We start from the raw sequence: 14,486 nt of genomic DNA, 5'->3' as shown, positions 1-14,486 counted from the left end.
AGGCCCGGGTCAATGTGCGGCCAGGCTGCTCTCCACCCAATCCATGCCGTGGCGGGCTAGCGGCGTATCCTGATACCAGTGCTCGCCGGCGGGCCGCTTTGCGTCCAGCGGAATGCGGGTGCCATAGGCCTCGGGCGCATCGGCGACGATGGCGCCGGGGATACCGCCGAGGATGGCACCGACCACGCGATCGCCGCCGTCCTGGATCGCCGACAGGATCTCGCCGCGCACATAGAAGGCCGCGATCTTCGGTGCCGGCGCGCTACCCCGGATCGCCTCCGCCTGCCGGACGGTGGCGTCGCTGAGCCCGGCGGCATTGAAGGTCTGCGCGTCGCGCCCGCTGGCGACCGCCGCTGCGGAGGCGAGGCCGCCGCCCAGCGAATGGCCGGTGATCGTCACCTGTGCATCCGGGTGGCGGCCGATCGCCTTCGCGATCAGCAGCGCACGGCCATATTGGTCCGATGGCAGGCCCACGCCCTGCCGGGCATTGGCCTTCCAGTCACTCCCGTCGGTGGTGCCGCGGAAACTGACGACATAGTTCGGCCCGCCATCGCCCTCGGCGACATAGATGCGGGCACGAAAGCTGCTCTGCGGCGAGGCGAGATCCTCGCCGCGCAGGCCGATCTGCGCCAGGTCGTCGCTGCTCGCGACACGATAACCGGCGGGCGGGGCAGGCGTGTCGTTGTAGACGTCCGCTGCCATCGCCGCGAGGTCGACGGTGGAAGGTCCGCCGGCCCGTTCGACCGTGAGCTGTGGGGCTTCGCTGCGGACGAACGGGGCCGGCGGCACGGGCTGCTGCCAGGCAAGCAGCTCGCGCGGGGGCAGGTGACGGATCTGGAAATCGTCGTTCGCGGCACGGTGCTGCGACGCCGACACCGGCGAGGAGGATGCGATGCCGGTGGGTCGCGAAAGCTGGTCAGCAGCCGACATCATTTGCCTAGTACCTCGCCATGGGCCGTCCACGCCCCGGATGCCACGCCGCCGCGCCGCCGTCGCTAGACGATTCGTTTAGGCGCCCTACGCGATCCGCCGATGCCGGGGCGGCGTGCGGCATGGGAAGCAGCGGCATCAAGACGGGTCCGCACCCCAACCGCCTTTGCAGGAGCATGGACATGACGACGATCCCGACGGCCGCCTCGACGCCCTTCGCTGCCGCCAACCTGATGCTGGCCAGCGGCGTCCTCGCGCAGCAATTCTCGCCGCTGGGTGCAGGGCCGCTCGCCACCGCGATGCTGCCGTCGCTGCTGTCGATCCAGCTGGGTACGCTGGGCAACGGCGCGCAGCTGCAGCCCCAGGCCGGCTTCACGGCGCAGACCACCGGGCAGAACACTGCCCAGATCGATCTGGGAGACGGCTATCACCTCGCCATCGACGAGCGGAACAGCCAGATGACCATCGTCAACGAGACGACGGGCCAGAGCACCCGCGTGTGGGGCGACCCGCATGTCGACGTGAACGGCAAGCACCAGTTCGATTTCTACGGCACCACCACCTTCGAGCTGGACAACGGCACCAAGATCACGGTGAACACCGAGCAGGGGAAGACCAACCCGAATGTCTATTTCGCCAGCCAGGTGGTGGTGACGCGCGGAAACAATGCGGTGGTGATCGACGGCATCAGCCAGCAGCAGCTCGGCGACCTTTCGGTCAGCGTCTCCGCCAACGGCTATGCGCTCGATGCCGCGAACCGCGACGGCTTCACCGTGCACGAGGCGGCGGGCGGCTGGCAGACCGAACTCGGCGGGACCGTGACCCAGGCCGATGCGGATCTGACCAAGCCGGGGCAGATCTACGGCCCGGACAGCGACATGCCGAGCCTGGCGGAACTGGGCACCGCGATCGGCGGCTTCCTGATGTTCGGCAGCCTGCTCAGCTTCGGCTTCGAAGCGACCGCGCGCGCCGCGGTCGCTGCGCCCGAGAGCAGCCGCGTGCTGCGCCAGATCCTGTTCGCATGAGCGGAAGGGCTGCGACCGGAACCCAGCGTTTCCGGCCGCAGCCTTGCCGATCGTGCCGCATGAGGCGCAACCTCCGCTCGTTGCGCCATCGATTCGGTTTCGGTTCGCGCGCAGCCGTGCGCGGCGTCGCCGCGTGCGCATCGAAGTGAGCGAGGCTGTGCGTGGCGGGATTGCGGGAACGATATAGCGGGATTGCAATCCTGCTCCACTGGGCGCTGGCGCTGCTGCTGCTGTTCCAGCTTGGGCTCGGCTGGGCGCTGGAGGATCTGCCACGGTCCACGATGTTTGTGGCCTTCCAGTTCCACAAGTCGGTCGGCATCCTTATCCTGGTGCTCTCGCTCGCGCGGTTGCTGGTGCGCATCGTCGTCCCGCGTCCCCCGGCAGAGGGCGCGCCCGCGCTGAGGCTGCTCGCCAGCGCGGTGCACTGGGCGCTGTACGGCGTGATGATCCTGGGGCCGCTGAGCGGCTGGATCATCGTTTCCACCGCGCGGGTGAAGCTGCCGACGCTGCTCTTCGGCACCGTTCCGCTGCCGCACCTTCCGCTGGGGGCTGCCTGGAACGAGCCCGCGGAGACGATCCACGGCCTGATCGGCTGGCTGCTCGCCGGGTTGTTCGTGCTGCACGTGGCGGGGGCGCTGCGCCACCATCTGCTGCGCGACGATCTGATCGGGCGGATGATGCCCGCCGCACTGGCCCGACGCCCGGCGCTGTCGATCGCCGTCGTGGTGGCGCTGGCGGCGTGTGTTGCAGCCTTCCTCACCGGCTCCTGGCGCTATCGCGGCCATGCCGAGGTGCCGACGCCGTCGCAGCCAATTCCCGCGCCGGGATCGACCCCCGATCTGGCACCGGCGCCGACGCCCGAAGCCGCCTCCACTCCCGAGCCGGCCCCGTCGCCATCGCCTTCCGCAAGCACGGCAGCGATGCCGGTGCGCAGCTGGAAGGTGGCGCCCGGCGGGGCGCTGGGCTTCCGCACCGTCTATAGCGGCGAGGCGATCAACGGCCGCTTCACGCGCTGGACGGCGGACATCCAGTTCAGCCCGGACGATCTCGCCCGCTCGAAGATCGCGATCGATGTCGATCTCGCCTCGGTGAGCAGCGGCGACGGCGAGCGCGACGATACGCTGAAGGGTGACGACTTCTTCGCCGTCGCGGCCCATCCGCACGCGCGCTTCACCGCCACGCGCATCCGCAAGCAGGGCAGCGGCTATGTCGCCGACGGCACGCTTGCGCTGGCCGGCGTCACCCGCCCGATGCCGGTCGCGTTCAAGCTGACGATCGACGGCGGCCATGCCCAGGCGAGCGGCACGGCTACGGTCAAGCGCCTGGCCTTCGGAGTCGGCAAGGGCCAGTGGAGCGATCCCGCAACCATCCCGGATGCGGTGGCGGTCACCTTCCGCTTCACCGCCGACGCCAAGTGACTCGTCTAGCAGAAGCGACCCCCGCCGATCGTTCGGCGGTGATCGCGCTGTGGCAGGCGGCTGGCCTTACCCGGCCGTGGAACGATTCCGCCGCCGATTTCGACCGCGCACTAGCCGGTGCGACCTCGACCATCCTGCTGCTGCGGGACGGCGAGGCGCTGCTCGGCACCGCCATGGTGGGGGAGGACGGGCATCGCGGCTGGGTCTATTATCTCGCCGTCGCCGCGGCCGTCCGGGGGCAGGGCCACGGCCGGGCGCTGATGGCTGCGGCCGAATCCTGGCTGCGCGCCCGCGGCTGCCCCAAGCTCCAGTTGATGGTCCGCGAGGGCAATGATGCGGCGATCGGTTTCTATCGCGCGTTGGGACTGGCGCCCCAGCCGGTTGTGACGCTCGGCCGTTTCCTTCACTAAGCGCGCATGACGATTGCGCTGTACGGAATCAAGAATTGCGACACTATGAAGAAGGCGCGGGCCTGGCTCGACGCCAACGCAATTCCCTATGTTTTCCATGATTATAAGGTCGAGGGTGTGGATGCCGCCCGGCTCGATCGGTGGATCGGAACGGAAGGCTGGGAGCCGCTGCTCAACCGCGCCGGCACCACCTTCCGGAAGCTTCCGGAGATTGACAAGACCGACCTTGATTCGAGCAAGGCGCGCGGGCTGATGATCGCGCAGCCTTCGATGATCAAGCGGCCGGTGCTGGAATATCCGGGCGGATTGCTGATCGGATTCGCGCCAGAACGCTATGCGCGCGCGCTGCTCTGAGCACGAAAAATTTACACGTTCGTGGCTTTACCACCGTGTTTATCCTAAATTAACACGATAAACGAGACGGGTTACTGGGATCGCATGGCGTCTTATATTCGACAACGGCCAGCCAGCTGGTTTCGCACGGTCGCAACGATGCTGGTCCTGTGGGGGCTGCTCGGCTGCCTCGTCTTCTATTCCCATGCGACGCTTTCGCCGCAGCGCGCCGGTGAGCCGGGGCTGTGGAACTGGGAATATTATCAGGCGGTTCCGCGCTGGTTCCTGGTCGATTACGCCATCGGTGTCGGTGCCAGCCTGCTCGGCTCGGTCGCCATGCTGCGGCGGTCGCGCAAGGCCAATGTCCTGTACGTGGTCTCGCTCGCGGCGGTCATCGTGCAGTTTGGCTATCTGTTCGCGACCGGCATGCTTTCCGGGCCGGTGCAGGCCTTTGTCGTCCCGGTGTTCATCCTGGGCGTGACGATATTCCAGATCTGGCTTGCCGCAATGGCGACGCGACGCGGCTGGCTGCGCTGATCCTCGCCGGGCTGGCGGGGCGGCGCCTGACCCGCTAGACCGCGCGCCATGTCGCACCAGCTCACCCTTGATACCGGCACCAGCCGCGCCAATCCAACGCCCGCGCCGATGAAGCGCGTTACCGTGCCCGCGATCCGCAAGCGCAAGGGCGGCGAGCCGCTGGTGATGCTCACCGCCTATACGGTCCGCATGGCGCAGCTGATGGACGCTGCCTGCGACATGCTGCTGGTCGGCGACAGCCTCGGCCAGGTGATCTACGGTCTGCCGTCCACCGTCCCCGTCACGCTCGAGATGATGGCGGCACACGGCGCGGCGGTAGTGCGGGGCAGCTACCACGCGCTGGTCGTCATCGACATGCCCTTCGGCAGCTACGAGGCCTCGCCCCAGCAGGCGTTCGAGAGTGCCGCCCGGCTGCTCAAGGAAACCGGCGCGGCGGCGGTGAAGCTCGAAGGCGGCGCGGCAATGGCGCCGACGGTCCGGTTCCTCAACGAGCGCGGGATTCCGGTGATCGGCCATATCGGCCTGACCCCCCAGGCGATCAACGTGCTGGGCGGCTATGGCGCCCGCGGCCGCAGCGAGGCGGAACATGCCAAGCTGGTCGGTGACGCGGTGGCGATGGACGAGGCGGGTGCCTTCGCGATCGTCGTCGAAGGCGTGGTCGAGCCGATCGCCGTCGAGATCACCCAGGCTGTCAAATGCCCCACCATCGGCATCGGTGCGTCGGCGGAGTGCGATGGCCAGGTGCTCGTCGCCGAGGACATGCTCGGCCTATTCGAACGCACCCCGCGCTTCGTGAAGCGCTATGACGATCTCGCTGGCCGCATTTCCGCCGCGGTTGAAACCTATGCCGGTGAGGTACGGTCCCGGGCCTTTCCGGGACCGGATCAGGTCTATGCGCCGAAAGACTGACGGAGTAGGGCGATTTGCGTTCACCGCACGCGGCGCTAAGGTCCGCGGCCGCATCAGACCCATGGAGTAGATTTTGGCGCTTCCTCCTTCCGGTACCACCGACGAGGCCTTCCTTCGCGAAGTCGACGAGGAATATCGGCGCGATCAGCTGATCCGCGCCGGCCGTCGCTATGGCATCTGGGTCGTCGCGGGCGTGGTGGCCTTCCTGGTCGCCGTCGCAGGCTGGCTGTTCTACGATCACAGCCAGCGCACCGCCGCCGAGGCGCGCGGCGCGGATTATGATGCAGCACTTCAGCTCGCCGCGCAGAACCAGGCGAGCCAGGCGCAGCCCGGGCTCGACAAGCTGGCGCAGGGCGAAGACGGCTATGCCGCGATGGCGCGCTTCACCCAGGGCAACCTGCTGTTCCAGCAGGGCGACAAGAAGGGTGCGGCGGCCAAGTTCGCGAGCATCGTGACCGATGCCAAGCTCGCCCAGCCGTTCCGCGATCTGGCGCTCGTCCGCCAGACCCAGGCCGAGTTCGACACACTCAAGCCGCAGGATGTGATCCAGCGGCTCGGCACGCTCGCCAACCCCGATTCGCCGTGGTTCGGAACCGCCGGCGAGATGGTGGCGGCCGCGTATCTCAAATCGGGCAAGCGCGGCGAGGCCGCCAAGCTCTATCGCCAGTTGAGCGAAGCGGGGCCCCGCGTACCGGACTCGATCCGCGAACGCACCGCCGAACTCGCCAAGACGCTTTCGGTCGCTCCCACCACGACGACCGCTCAGACCCAGGAAAAGCAAGCTAAATGAACACGAAGGTTCGCGTTGTAACGGCGGTTGCCGCGCTCGCGCTGGTGAGCGGCTGCGGTGTCTTCAAGGGCGGCGGCGCCAAGAAGACGCCCGTGCTCGGCGAGCGTGTGCCGATCCTGGTGACCGAGAACGACATCACCGCCGACAAGACGCTGGCGGGCATCGAGGTCCAGCTGCCCGAGGCAGCGGCCAACGAGAACTGGAACCAGCCGGGCGGCAGCGCCTCCAAGGCGATGGGCCATCTCGCCCTTGGCGAATCGCTGTCGCGCGTCTGGTCGCGTCAGGTCGCCAAGCCGTCGAAGAGCCAGCGCCTCGCCGCCTCGCCGGTGATTGAAGGCAACAAGCTGTTCGTGATCGACCAGGCCGGCACCGTACACGCGATGGCGGCCGATACCGGGTCCGAGTTGTGGAACGCGCGCACCGGCTCCGGTGAGGACAAACGCAGCCGCGGCGCGCTGTTCGGCGGCGGCGTCAGCGCTGACGGGGACCATGTCTATGCAGCCAATGGCTTGGGGGACGTGGTTGCCCTGCAGGTCGCCGACGGCAAGGAAATCTGGCGCAAGCGCCCCGGTGGCCCGCTGCGTGGCGCGCCGACCCTCGCCAACGGCAATGTCTATGTGGTTACGCAGGACAACCAGCTGTTCGCGCTTACTCAGGACAAGGGCGACGTCTCGTGGACGGCAACCGCCAGCCCCGAATCGCAGGGCGTGTTCGGCGTCGCCGCACCGGCCTCCGCGCAGGGCACGGTAATCGCCGGCTTCTCGTCGGGCGAGCTCAACGCCTATCGCTACGAGAACGGTCTGTCGCTGTGGGGCGACGTGCTGACCCGCAACACCATGACCACCTCGGTCTCCTCGCTGTCGGACATCGATGCCGAACCGGTGATCGACCAGGGCCGCGTCTATGCGCTGGGCGAGGGGGGCCGGATGGTCGCGGTGGACATCACCAGCGGCTCGACGCTCTGGGAACAGAGCATCGGCGGTCTCTCGTCGCCCTATGCGGTGGGTGAGTGGCTGTTCGTCGTCACCGACGATGCGCGTCTCCTGTGCCTGTCGCGCAGCAGCGGCAAGCCGCGCTGGATCGTCCAGCTGCAGAAGTACAAGAACGAGAAGAAGCTGAAGAACCCGGTGGCCTGGAAGGGCCCGATCGCAGCCGGCGGTCGCCTGCTGCTGATCAACACGCTGGGTCAGATTGTGTCCGTGTCGCCGAAGGACGGCAGCATCCTCTCCACCAAGGAGACCAAGGATCCGCTCTCGCTCCCGCCGGTGATCGCCAACAACACGCTCTACCTGCTCGACGACAAGGGCCGCCTGAGCGCCTATCGTTGAACCCGTTCCCCCGGCGCCTCGCCGGGGAGCGATACCCATTCGGGGGCCGGGGCGCAGTGCTCCGGCCCCTCTCGTTTTTCCGGCGACTTTGCGTCGCCCCTCCTACTGCGTTAGAGAATCGACCATGCCTTTGCCCACCGTCGCCATCATCGGACGCCCCAATGTGGGCAAGTCGACGCTGTTCAACCGGCTGGTCGGAAAGCGCCTCGCGCTGGTCGACGATCAGCCTGGCGTTACCCGCGATCGCCGCGAAGGCGATGCGAACCTGCTCGGCCTCGAATTCCGCGTGATCGACACGGCGGGGTATGAGGACGAGGATGCCGCGACGCTCCCGGGCCGCATGCGCGCGCAGACCGAAGCGGCGGTGCGCGAGGCGGACGTCTCGCTGTTCCTGATCGACGCGCGCGCGGGTGTAACGCCGCTCGACGAGGAGATCGCCCGCTGGCTGCGTTCGACCGACCGGCCGGTGGTGCTGATGGCCAACAAGGCGGAAGGCCGTGCGGGCGAGTCCGGCATCCTGGAGGCGATGGCGCTCGGGCTTGGCGACCCGATCCCCTTTTCGGCCGAGCATGGCGAGGGTGTCGCGGATCTGTTCGAGGCGCTGCTGCCCCATGTCGATCGCGAGGACGAGGAGCCCGAGGAAGATCCCGAAAGCCCGGATGCACCGCTGAAGCTGGCGATCGTCGGCCGCCCGAACGCGGGCAAGTCGACACTGGTCAACCGCATCCTCGGCGAGGACCGGATGATCACCGGGCCCGAAGCCGGCATCACCCGGGATTCGATTTCCATCGATTACGAATGGACGGATTTCGAGGACAAGCCGCGCAAGGTCCGGCTGGTCGACACCGCGGGCTTGCGCAAGAAGGCCCGCGTTGAGGAGAAGCTGGAGAAGCTTTCGGTCGCGGACACGCTGCGCTCGATCGACTTCGCCGAAGTGGTGGTGCTGCTGCTCGATGCGACGCGCGGGCTGGAGGTGCAGGACCTCAAGATCGCCGATCGCGTGCTGCAGGAAGGCCGCGCGCTGATCATCGCGATGAACAAGTGGGACGTGGCGGAGAATGCCTCCAGCCTGTTCAACGGGGTAAAGGGCGCGCTGGACGAGGGCCTCGCGCAGGTGAAGGGCGTGCCGTTGCTCACCGTTTCGGCGGTGACCGGCAAGGGGCTCGACACGCTGATGCGCGTTGCGTTCGAGACGCGCGACGCCTGGTCCCGGCGTGTGTCGACCGGCCAGCTCAACCGCTGGTTCGAACGCGCGATCGAAGCCAATCCGCCCCCTGCACCCGGCGGCAAGCGGATCAAGCCGCGCTACATGACGCAGAACAAGACCCGCCCGCCCAGCTTCGTGCTGTTCGGCACGCGGGTGGACCTGCTGCCGATGAGCTATCAGCGCTATCTGATCAACGGCCTGCGGCGCGAGTTCGATTTCGGTGCGGTGCCGGTGCGGCTGGTGCTGCGCGCGCCGAAGAATCCCTTCGACCACAGCAAGGATTGAGGGGCGGGGGCGATCACGGACTTCGGCCCCAATCCCCGCCTGTCATTCCCGCGAAGGCGGGAATCCATTTGCCAGGACGTTCCGGCAAGAGCCTCGACGACTCCACCAATGGATCCCCGCCTTCGCGGGGATGACGGTGTGGGGGCGTGCGTCCGCCCCCATGCAGTCGCAGCCTACTCCGCCTCGGTCGGCTTGCTGTTGAGCTGGATGTAGTTTTCCAGCCCCATCCGCTCGATCATGTCGAACTGGCGCTCCAGCGTGTCGACATGCTCTTCCTCGCTCTCGAGGATCTTGAGGAACAGGTCGCGGCTGACAAAGTCGCGCACGGTCTCGCAATGCTGGATCGCGTCGCGCAGCACGGCGATCGCCTCCACTTCCAGCGCCAGGTCGGCGCGGAGCAGCTCTTCCACCGTCTCGCCGATGCGCAGCCGGCCGAGCAGCTGGAAATTGGGCAGGCCGTCGAGGAACAGGATGCGCTCCGACAGCCAGTCCGCATGCTTCATCTCGTCGATCGATTCGTGGCGCTCGAACTGGGCGAGCTTCTGCACGCCCCAATGGTCGAGCATGCGATAGTGCAGCCAGTACTGGTTGATCGCAGTCAGCTCGTTCTTGAGCACCTCGTTGAGATACTCGAGAACCTTGGCGTCGCCCTTCATATGCAAATCCCTTGTCGTTCGGCACGCAACCTAGCGGCGAAACGATCGGGACGGAACCTTGGAGTTGGCCTTAGGCGGCCGCGCGTTCCTCGGCGATGATGGCTCGGGCGAACGGCACGCACTGGCCGCATTTCGCCTGGCAGCCGAGCGCACGATAGGCCTGGCATGCACTTTGCGCGCCCTGCCGCGCCACTTCCCGAACTTCACGCTCCCGCAGGGCATTGCACACGCACACGACCATCGGAGATCCTCGATTCTCTGGTGATCGAAGATGTAGCGCTACTGCGAGCGATTCGCAAGGCTATTGCGAATGGGTTGCAGAGATCCGCGCGACAGACTCCGCCACAGCCATTCGAGGGGACCATAGCGGAAGCGCTGCAGCCATGGGCGTGACCAAGCCAGCAGCAGCACCCACACGCAGGCCACCACCGGGTACAGCTGCCATCGCGACAGGCGGCCGAACCAGCCGAGCCCATAGCCGTCGAACATGAACACGCAGATCAGGCTGGTCGCGAGATAGTTGGTAAAGGCCATGCGGCCGGCAGCGGCGATACGGCGGGCAAGCCATCCGTCGGGTCGTGCAGCGTAGAGGATCAGGCACGCCCAGCCGAGAATCATGATCGGCCGTATCAATCCGGGCAGCGTTACCGACGCCACCAGCACCGAGAAGAGGCTGAACCGCGCCGCAATCAGCCATGCGGCGAGCAGGGCATAGACGGGTAGGGCGATGGCCCAGCAGCGAAGCCACCACCGGCGATAGGTGTCGCGCGGCCAGGTGCCGGCAAGCAGCCCGCTACGCAGCGCCGCCATACCGAACAGCATATAGCCGAGTGTTTCCCACCCATACAGCGTCAGCAGGGCCAGCGGGCTATCGCCATATTCGTGGAACCGCTGTGCGACCACCCCGGCATAGCTGCCGCGCCGCACCGCCAGCTCGCCCGCGATGCGGCTCTCCGGCGGAGTACCGAATGCTTCTACCAGCGACGCATATTCGCCGTGCGCCGGCTGCGGTGCGAGCGACATTCGCCAGGCATCATGCGCCAGCATCCCGAACAATGCGGTGCTGGCCAGCACCAGCACCGCGCCCAGGCTCACCAGCCGCGACACCGGCAGTTTGCGCAGCGGGAAGGCGATCATGCCGACCAGCGCATAATGGGCGAGGATGTCGCCGTGCCAGATCAGCCAGAGGTGCAGGAGGCCGAACAGCAGCAGCCATGCCATGCGGGCATAATGCGCCCGCGCCGGGTCTCGCCCCGCCGCCTCGGCCGCCTCGGTGACGATCAGCAGCGACGCGCCGAACAGGAAGGAGAACAGCCCGCGCATTCGCCCGTCGAAGAACAGGAAGTTCACGGCCCAGGCGACCAGGTCGGCGCCGTGCCAGCCGCCATAGGCGCGCGGGTTGAAATAGGCGGCTTCGGGCATGCCGAAGCTGACGATGTTGAGCAGCAGGATGCCGAGCAGCGCAGTGCCGCGGACGAGATCAAGCGAGAGCAGGCGGGAACCGGTCGGGTATTGCACCCGAGGGCGCTTAGAACCAGCTGGCGATCTTATCGAGCGGTTTGCGCTCGAGCGCGGTCACAGGGATCGTCGCGTCGGGCGCAGGGTGGCCGGCAACGATCAGCATGATCGGCTTCTCCAGCGCCGGGCGCCGGCACAAGCGGTTGAGGAAGCGCGCCGGCGTCGCGGTGTGGACCAGCGTTGCGAGGCCCGCGAGATGCAACGTTGTCAGCAGGAGGCCGCAGGCCAGGCTTACGCTCTCGACGAGGTGCGGATTGGGGAAACGATCGGTTTCGTTCGCCTTGGTCTGCCCGAAGGCGACGATGACCCAGGGTGCGATTTCCAGATAGGGCTTGTCGGCGGTGGTGCCGAGGTTGTGCAGCAGCCCCTGCCATTCGCTGCCGCCGATGCCGCCGTAGAAATTGCGTTCCTCCTCCTCCACCGCCACGCGCAGCGCGGTCTTGGCACCGGGGGAAGAAAGGGCGGCGAAATGCCATGGCTGGCGATTGGCACCACTGGGTGCGGTGCCGGCCGCTGCGATCGCGGTTTCGATGATCGCGCGCGGAACCGGATCGGCAGAGAAACTCCGGCAACTGTGACGGGTCGCCATCCGCTCGCAAAAGGCAGCGGCGTGGGCGATCCGCTCGTGATCCGGCAGATCGATGTCAGGAGTCCAAGGCCGCATATCAGGTTTCATAGAGATGATGGGCTCGGAACGTCGCCGAACGCATGGAATATGTCTATTCGGTTGTTGTGCGGAGCGACGATTATGTCGCGCTTTTTGCCGGGTTCGTCGGAATGCGCGGGGTGAGCTTCACGCCGGACCAGCCTTCGAAGGCGCAGCGGTCGCGCTGTTCCCAGCCATGGGCCGCGGCGACGTCGGCAACCGTTTCGCTCGCAAGGTCGGAGGCCCCCGCCGGTTCCGGCCAGGAAACCCAGCAGAACCCGTTGCTCGCCAGCAGGCCCCGCAGGGCCCCCAGTTCGCGTTCCAGGTGATCGCGCCGGGAGGTGAACAGGTGCACTCCCTGCACGCCGTCGGTGGCGCATCCCATTTCTTCGAGCGCGGTGCGTTCCGGCGCAATCGCTTCCCGCACTGCCTGCGGCATGTCGTGAAACCATACGCGCATGCCGGGCTTGAAGCCGAGCCGCGCAGCCATCGGGGTGCCAGAACGCTGTTCCATGGTCGCCGCCCTCCTTGGGATCAGCCTACAGGATGCGCCCTCGCGGCGCCAGCGGCATTGATCGAGGTCAGACAGGGCGCGCCGCAACGGGCGTGATCGGAAGGTTGCGCAGTTCCACCCGCGTACCGGGCCGTCCCGGGACGATGCGGAGTTCAGCGCCGAGGCTCTGGCACAGGCTGCGGGCGATCCGCAGGCCCAGGCTGTCCACCGTCGCGACGTCGAACCCTTCTGCGACTCCCGCGCCATCGTCGTGGATCGTCAGCGAAACGCGCTCATCCTCTGCACGGACCTGCACGAGGATGGTGCCCGCCTCGCGCGCGGCGAAGCCGTGCTCGACGGCATTGGCGATCGATTCCGCGACGATCAGGGCCAGCGGAATGGCGCGATCGGGCGGCAAGAGTACGGCGCTGTCCGCCTCCACCACGTGCCGGATGCCCGGCTTGCCGCCGCTTTCCGCCAGATCCTCCACGAGCGCTGTGATGAAGGCATCCAGCGCCAGTGGCTCGCCGCGGCTGCCATAGAGGCGCCGCTGTATGCGGCCGATCAGCTGGAGCTTCGCCGCCGCTTCCCCGATTGCCCGCTGTGCCTCGCCGTCCGTGACCGCGCGGCGCTGCAGCGCGAGCATCGCGCCCACCATCTGCAGGTTGTTGGATACCCGGTGCTGCAATTCCTCGAACAGGATCTCGGTACGCGCGGCGAGCGCCGCGTTACGCTCGCGCTCGGCAGCCAGTCGCGCATTGGCGGTCTGCATCCAGTGCACGAGCAGGATATCGACGGTGACCACGCCGGCATAGAACAGCAGCGCCACGCCGGTGCCGCGCGCAAGCGCGAAGCTGCCGAACGGCGGGATGAAGAAATACCAGGCGAGCAAGCCGCACAGCAGGGCGGCGACGGTGCCGGGTCCCCGCCCGAAAAGGAACGAGGCGAGGATCACCGCAGGGAAGAAGGTCAGGTAGGGAAACCCTGGCGGAAAATACGGATCCAGCACCAGCCGGAGCCACCAGGCGAGCGCGCAGAACCCCAGCGTGATCGCATAGGCAAGGGATCTCCGCCCTTGCAGCAGCGGCAGGTGTTCCAGCGTAAGACGAAAGGAGTTCATTGCCACCCGTTGCCCCGGCCCCGCCCTGTACGCGGGCCGTTCTTCGGGGGGAACGTCCGGGCGTCTTCCTCATCGTTCAGAAACAATGCAGACGCAAGCGCTGCAAACGGGTTTTGCGGCGGGTCGCGGGGCAGGTGGGGGCTCGCACGCGTTCAGCGGAGGTGGAAGCGTGCGCCGGGGCGTGCGGCAGCTGCGATGCTGGCCGCAGGATCCGCATTGCGCGGCACTGCGCTCGCCTATAGCCTCCCTCCACTTGCATACGGGAAGAATCGCCATGACCCTCGTGACGACGCCCCTGGATCGGTTCTCGGTAATCAGTACCGGCAATGGCCCGGCCCGCGCGCTTTCGGCGCTGTTCGGGGCGCCCCTGCGGGCCGATGCGCACCTCGCTTATTCGGAAGAGACGCCGCGCCAGCGCAACCTGTGGGCTGCGAAGCTCGATAGCGCCATCCTCCATGCCGAGCGCCCGGTGCTGCTGGTGGCGAACGGCGCCAGCTGCTTTGCGGCGACCTGGTGGGCGCGGCTGTCGCCCCGTGACTATATCGCCCGGGTGGCAGGTGCGCTGCTGATCGATCCCATGGCGGGGGAGGGCGATGCCGCCCACTTCGCTTCGCCCGGCATCCGGTTGCCCTTTCCCTCGCTGCTGCTCAGCGGCGAGACGCCGAATGCGGCGGTTGCGGAGCGAGTGCAGGCGCTTGCGACCGGCTGGGGCAGTGCTGTAGGCGGCCTGCCCCAGCTCCCCCATGCCCGCCGCAGCGGCAGCCACTGGCAGGGTGCGCGGGAACTGGTGCTGCGGATGACCGCCGGCATCGTGGAGCGCCGGGCCCAGGCTGCCGATGCACTGGCAGCGGCGCTGGCACCCGACCGGGACTGAGCCGGGC

The 14,486-nt window shown here is 67.4% G+C and carries 17 protein-coding genes; 10 read left to right on the top strand and 7 right to left on the bottom strand.

The genetic code is table 11. The features are described from left to right. Positions 1 to 9: 9 nt before the first annotated feature. Positions 10 to 933, bottom strand: coding sequence for a lipase family protein (locus V7E00_RS11640; protein WP_333572812.1), 924 nt, complete (start codon positions 931 to 933; stop codon positions 10 to 12). A gap of 179 nt (positions 934 to 1,112) precedes the next feature. On the opposite strand from V7E00_RS11640, the gene V7E00_RS11635 reads away from it, so the two are divergent. The 9 genes from V7E00_RS11635 (at position 1,113) to der (ending at position 9,172) form a co-directional block, all read left to right on the top strand. Beyond that, entirely contained in the window at positions 1,113 to 1,955 is an 843-nt protein-coding gene (locus tag V7E00_RS11635; RefSeq protein ID WP_333572811.1) for a DUF1521 domain-containing protein, read from the top strand. Positions 1,956 to 2,116: 161 nt separating this feature from the next. Continuing rightward, positions 2,117 to 3,373: a YceI family protein gene (locus V7E00_RS11630; RefSeq protein WP_333572810.1), complete on the top strand. Its 1,257-nt coding sequence runs from the start codon at positions 2,117 to 2,119 to the stop codon at positions 3,371 to 3,373. Further along, a complete protein-coding gene (locus V7E00_RS11625) occupies positions 3,370 to 3,783 on the top strand; it encodes a GNAT family acetyltransferase (RefSeq protein ID WP_333572809.1) in 414 nt (137 codons plus the stop codon). The genes V7E00_RS11630 and V7E00_RS11625 overlap by 4 nt, the downstream gene beginning before the upstream one ends. Positions 3,784 to 3,789: 6 nt before the next feature. After that, the gene (locus V7E00_RS11620) at positions 3,790 to 4,137 is read left to right on the top strand and encodes an ArsC family reductase (protein ID WP_333572808.1); all 348 of its coding nucleotides are present in this window, start codon (positions 3,790 to 3,792) and stop codon (positions 4,135 to 4,137) included. 138 nt (positions 4,138 to 4,275) lie between these two features. After that, positions 4,276 to 4,653, top strand: a complete 378-nt coding sequence (locus V7E00_RS11615; RefSeq protein ID WP_333572807.1) for a hypothetical protein — start codon at positions 4,276 to 4,278, stop codon at positions 4,651 to 4,653. Positions 4,654 to 4,701: 48 nt separating this feature from the next. Continuing rightward, a complete protein-coding gene (gene panB / locus V7E00_RS11610; protein WP_333572806.1) occupies positions 4,702 to 5,562 on the top strand; it encodes a 3-methyl-2-oxobutanoate hydroxymethyltransferase in 861 nt (286 codons plus the stop codon). A gap of 73 nt (positions 5,563 to 5,635) precedes the next feature. After that, positions 5,636 to 6,352: a tetratricopeptide repeat protein gene (locus V7E00_RS11605; RefSeq protein ID WP_333572805.1), complete on the top strand. Its 717-nt coding sequence runs from the start codon at positions 5,636 to 5,638 to the stop codon at positions 6,350 to 6,352. After that, positions 6,349 to 7,680 (top strand): outer membrane protein assembly factor BamB family protein, encoded by a 1,332-nt coding sequence (locus V7E00_RS11600; protein WP_333572804.1) that lies wholly within the window; start codon positions 6,349 to 6,351, stop codon positions 7,678 to 7,680. The genes V7E00_RS11605 and V7E00_RS11600 overlap by 4 nt, the downstream gene beginning before the upstream one ends. Positions 7,681 to 7,804: 124 nt before the next feature. Next, a complete protein-coding gene (gene der, locus V7E00_RS11595; protein WP_333572803.1) occupies positions 7,805 to 9,172 on the top strand; it encodes a ribosome biogenesis GTPase Der in 1,368 nt (455 codons plus the stop codon). Positions 9,173 to 9,345: 173 nt separating this feature from the next. On the opposite strand, the gene bfr is transcribed toward der, so the two are convergent. From bfr to V7E00_RS11565, 6 genes are all read right to left on the bottom strand, one after another. Next, the gene (bfr, locus tag V7E00_RS11590; protein ID WP_010545523.1) at positions 9,346 to 9,828 is read right to left on the bottom strand and encodes a bacterioferritin; all 483 of its coding nucleotides are present in this window, start codon (positions 9,826 to 9,828) and stop codon (positions 9,346 to 9,348) included. Positions 9,829 to 9,898: 70 nt separating this feature from the next. Then, entirely contained in the window at positions 9,899 to 10,069 is a 171-nt protein-coding gene (locus V7E00_RS11585; protein WP_333572802.1) for a (2Fe-2S)-binding protein, read from the bottom strand. Between the two features lie 38 nt (positions 10,070 to 10,107). Continuing rightward, a complete protein-coding gene (locus V7E00_RS11580) occupies positions 10,108 to 11,346 on the bottom strand; it encodes a DUF418 domain-containing protein (protein WP_333572801.1) in 1,239 nt (412 codons plus the stop codon). A 10-nt stretch (positions 11,347 to 11,356) separates the two neighbouring features. Continuing rightward, the gene (locus tag V7E00_RS11575; protein WP_333572800.1) at positions 11,357 to 12,010 is read right to left on the bottom strand and encodes a nitroreductase family protein; all 654 of its coding nucleotides are present in this window, start codon (positions 12,008 to 12,010) and stop codon (positions 11,357 to 11,359) included. A gap of 82 nt (positions 12,011 to 12,092) precedes the next feature. Next, positions 12,093 to 12,482, bottom strand: a complete 390-nt coding sequence (locus V7E00_RS11570) for a hypothetical protein (RefSeq protein WP_333572799.1) — start codon at positions 12,480 to 12,482, stop codon at positions 12,093 to 12,095. 91 nt (positions 12,483 to 12,573) lie between these two features. Further along, a complete protein-coding gene (locus tag V7E00_RS11565; protein ID WP_333572798.1) occupies positions 12,574 to 13,605 on the bottom strand; it encodes a sensor histidine kinase in 1,032 nt (343 codons plus the stop codon). A 274-nt stretch (positions 13,606 to 13,879) separates the two neighbouring features. Between V7E00_RS11565 and V7E00_RS11560 the strand changes: the two genes are divergently transcribed. Next, positions 13,880 to 14,479, top strand: a complete 600-nt coding sequence (locus V7E00_RS11560) for an alpha/beta hydrolase (RefSeq protein WP_333572797.1) — start codon at positions 13,880 to 13,882, stop codon at positions 14,477 to 14,479. Positions 14,480 to 14,486: the final 7 nt, after the last annotated feature.

Source organism: Sphingomonas sp., assembly GCF_036731925.1.
GTDB lineage: Bacteria > Pseudomonadota > Alphaproteobacteria > Sphingomonadales > Sphingomonadaceae > Sphingomonas.
The sequence above is the reverse complement of the archived record's forward strand: the minus strand, read 5'-3'. Positions and strand labels throughout refer to the sequence as shown.

Coding starts and splice junctions, on each gene's coding strand:
- V7E00_RS11640 (WP_333572812.1), bottom strand. CDS start 933: ATGATGTCGGCTGCTGACCAGCTTTCGCGACCCACCGGCATCGCATCC.
- V7E00_RS11635 (WP_333572811.1), top strand. CDS start 1,113: ATGACGACGATCCCGACGGCCGCCTCGACGCCCTTCGCTGCCGCCAAC.
- V7E00_RS11620 (WP_333572808.1), top strand. CDS start 3,790: ATGACGATTGCGCTGTACGGAATCAAGAATTGCGACACTATGAAGAAG.
- V7E00_RS11615 (WP_333572807.1), top strand. CDS start 4,276: ATGCTGGTCCTGTGGGGGCTGCTCGGCTGCCTCGTCTTCTATTCCCAT.
- panB (WP_333572806.1), top strand. CDS start 4,702: ATGTCGCACCAGCTCACCCTTGATACCGGCACCAGCCGCGCCAATCCA.
- V7E00_RS11600 (WP_333572804.1), top strand. CDS start 6,349: ATGAACACGAAGGTTCGCGTTGTAACGGCGGTTGCCGCGCTCGCGCTG.
- der (WP_333572803.1), top strand. CDS start 7,805: ATGCCTTTGCCCACCGTCGCCATCATCGGACGCCCCAATGTGGGCAAG.
- bfr (WP_010545523.1), bottom strand. CDS start 9,828: ATGAAGGGCGACGCCAAGGTTCTCGAGTATCTCAACGAGGTGCTCAAG.
- V7E00_RS11585 (WP_333572802.1), bottom strand. CDS start 10,069: ATGGTCGTGTGCGTGTGCAATGCCCTGCGGGAGCGTGAAGTTCGGGAA.
- V7E00_RS11575 (WP_333572800.1), bottom strand. CDS start 12,010: ATGCGGCCTTGGACTCCTGACATCGATCTGCCGGATCACGAGCGGATC.
- V7E00_RS11570 (WP_333572799.1), bottom strand. CDS start 12,482: ATGGCTGCGCGGCTCGGCTTCAAGCCCGGCATGCGCGTATGGTTTCAC.
- V7E00_RS11565 (WP_333572798.1), bottom strand. CDS start 13,605: ATGAACTCCTTTCGTCTTACGCTGGAACACCTGCCGCTGCTGCAAGGG.
- V7E00_RS11560 (WP_333572797.1), top strand. CDS start 13,880: ATGACCCTCGTGACGACGCCCCTGGATCGGTTCTCGGTAATCAGTACC.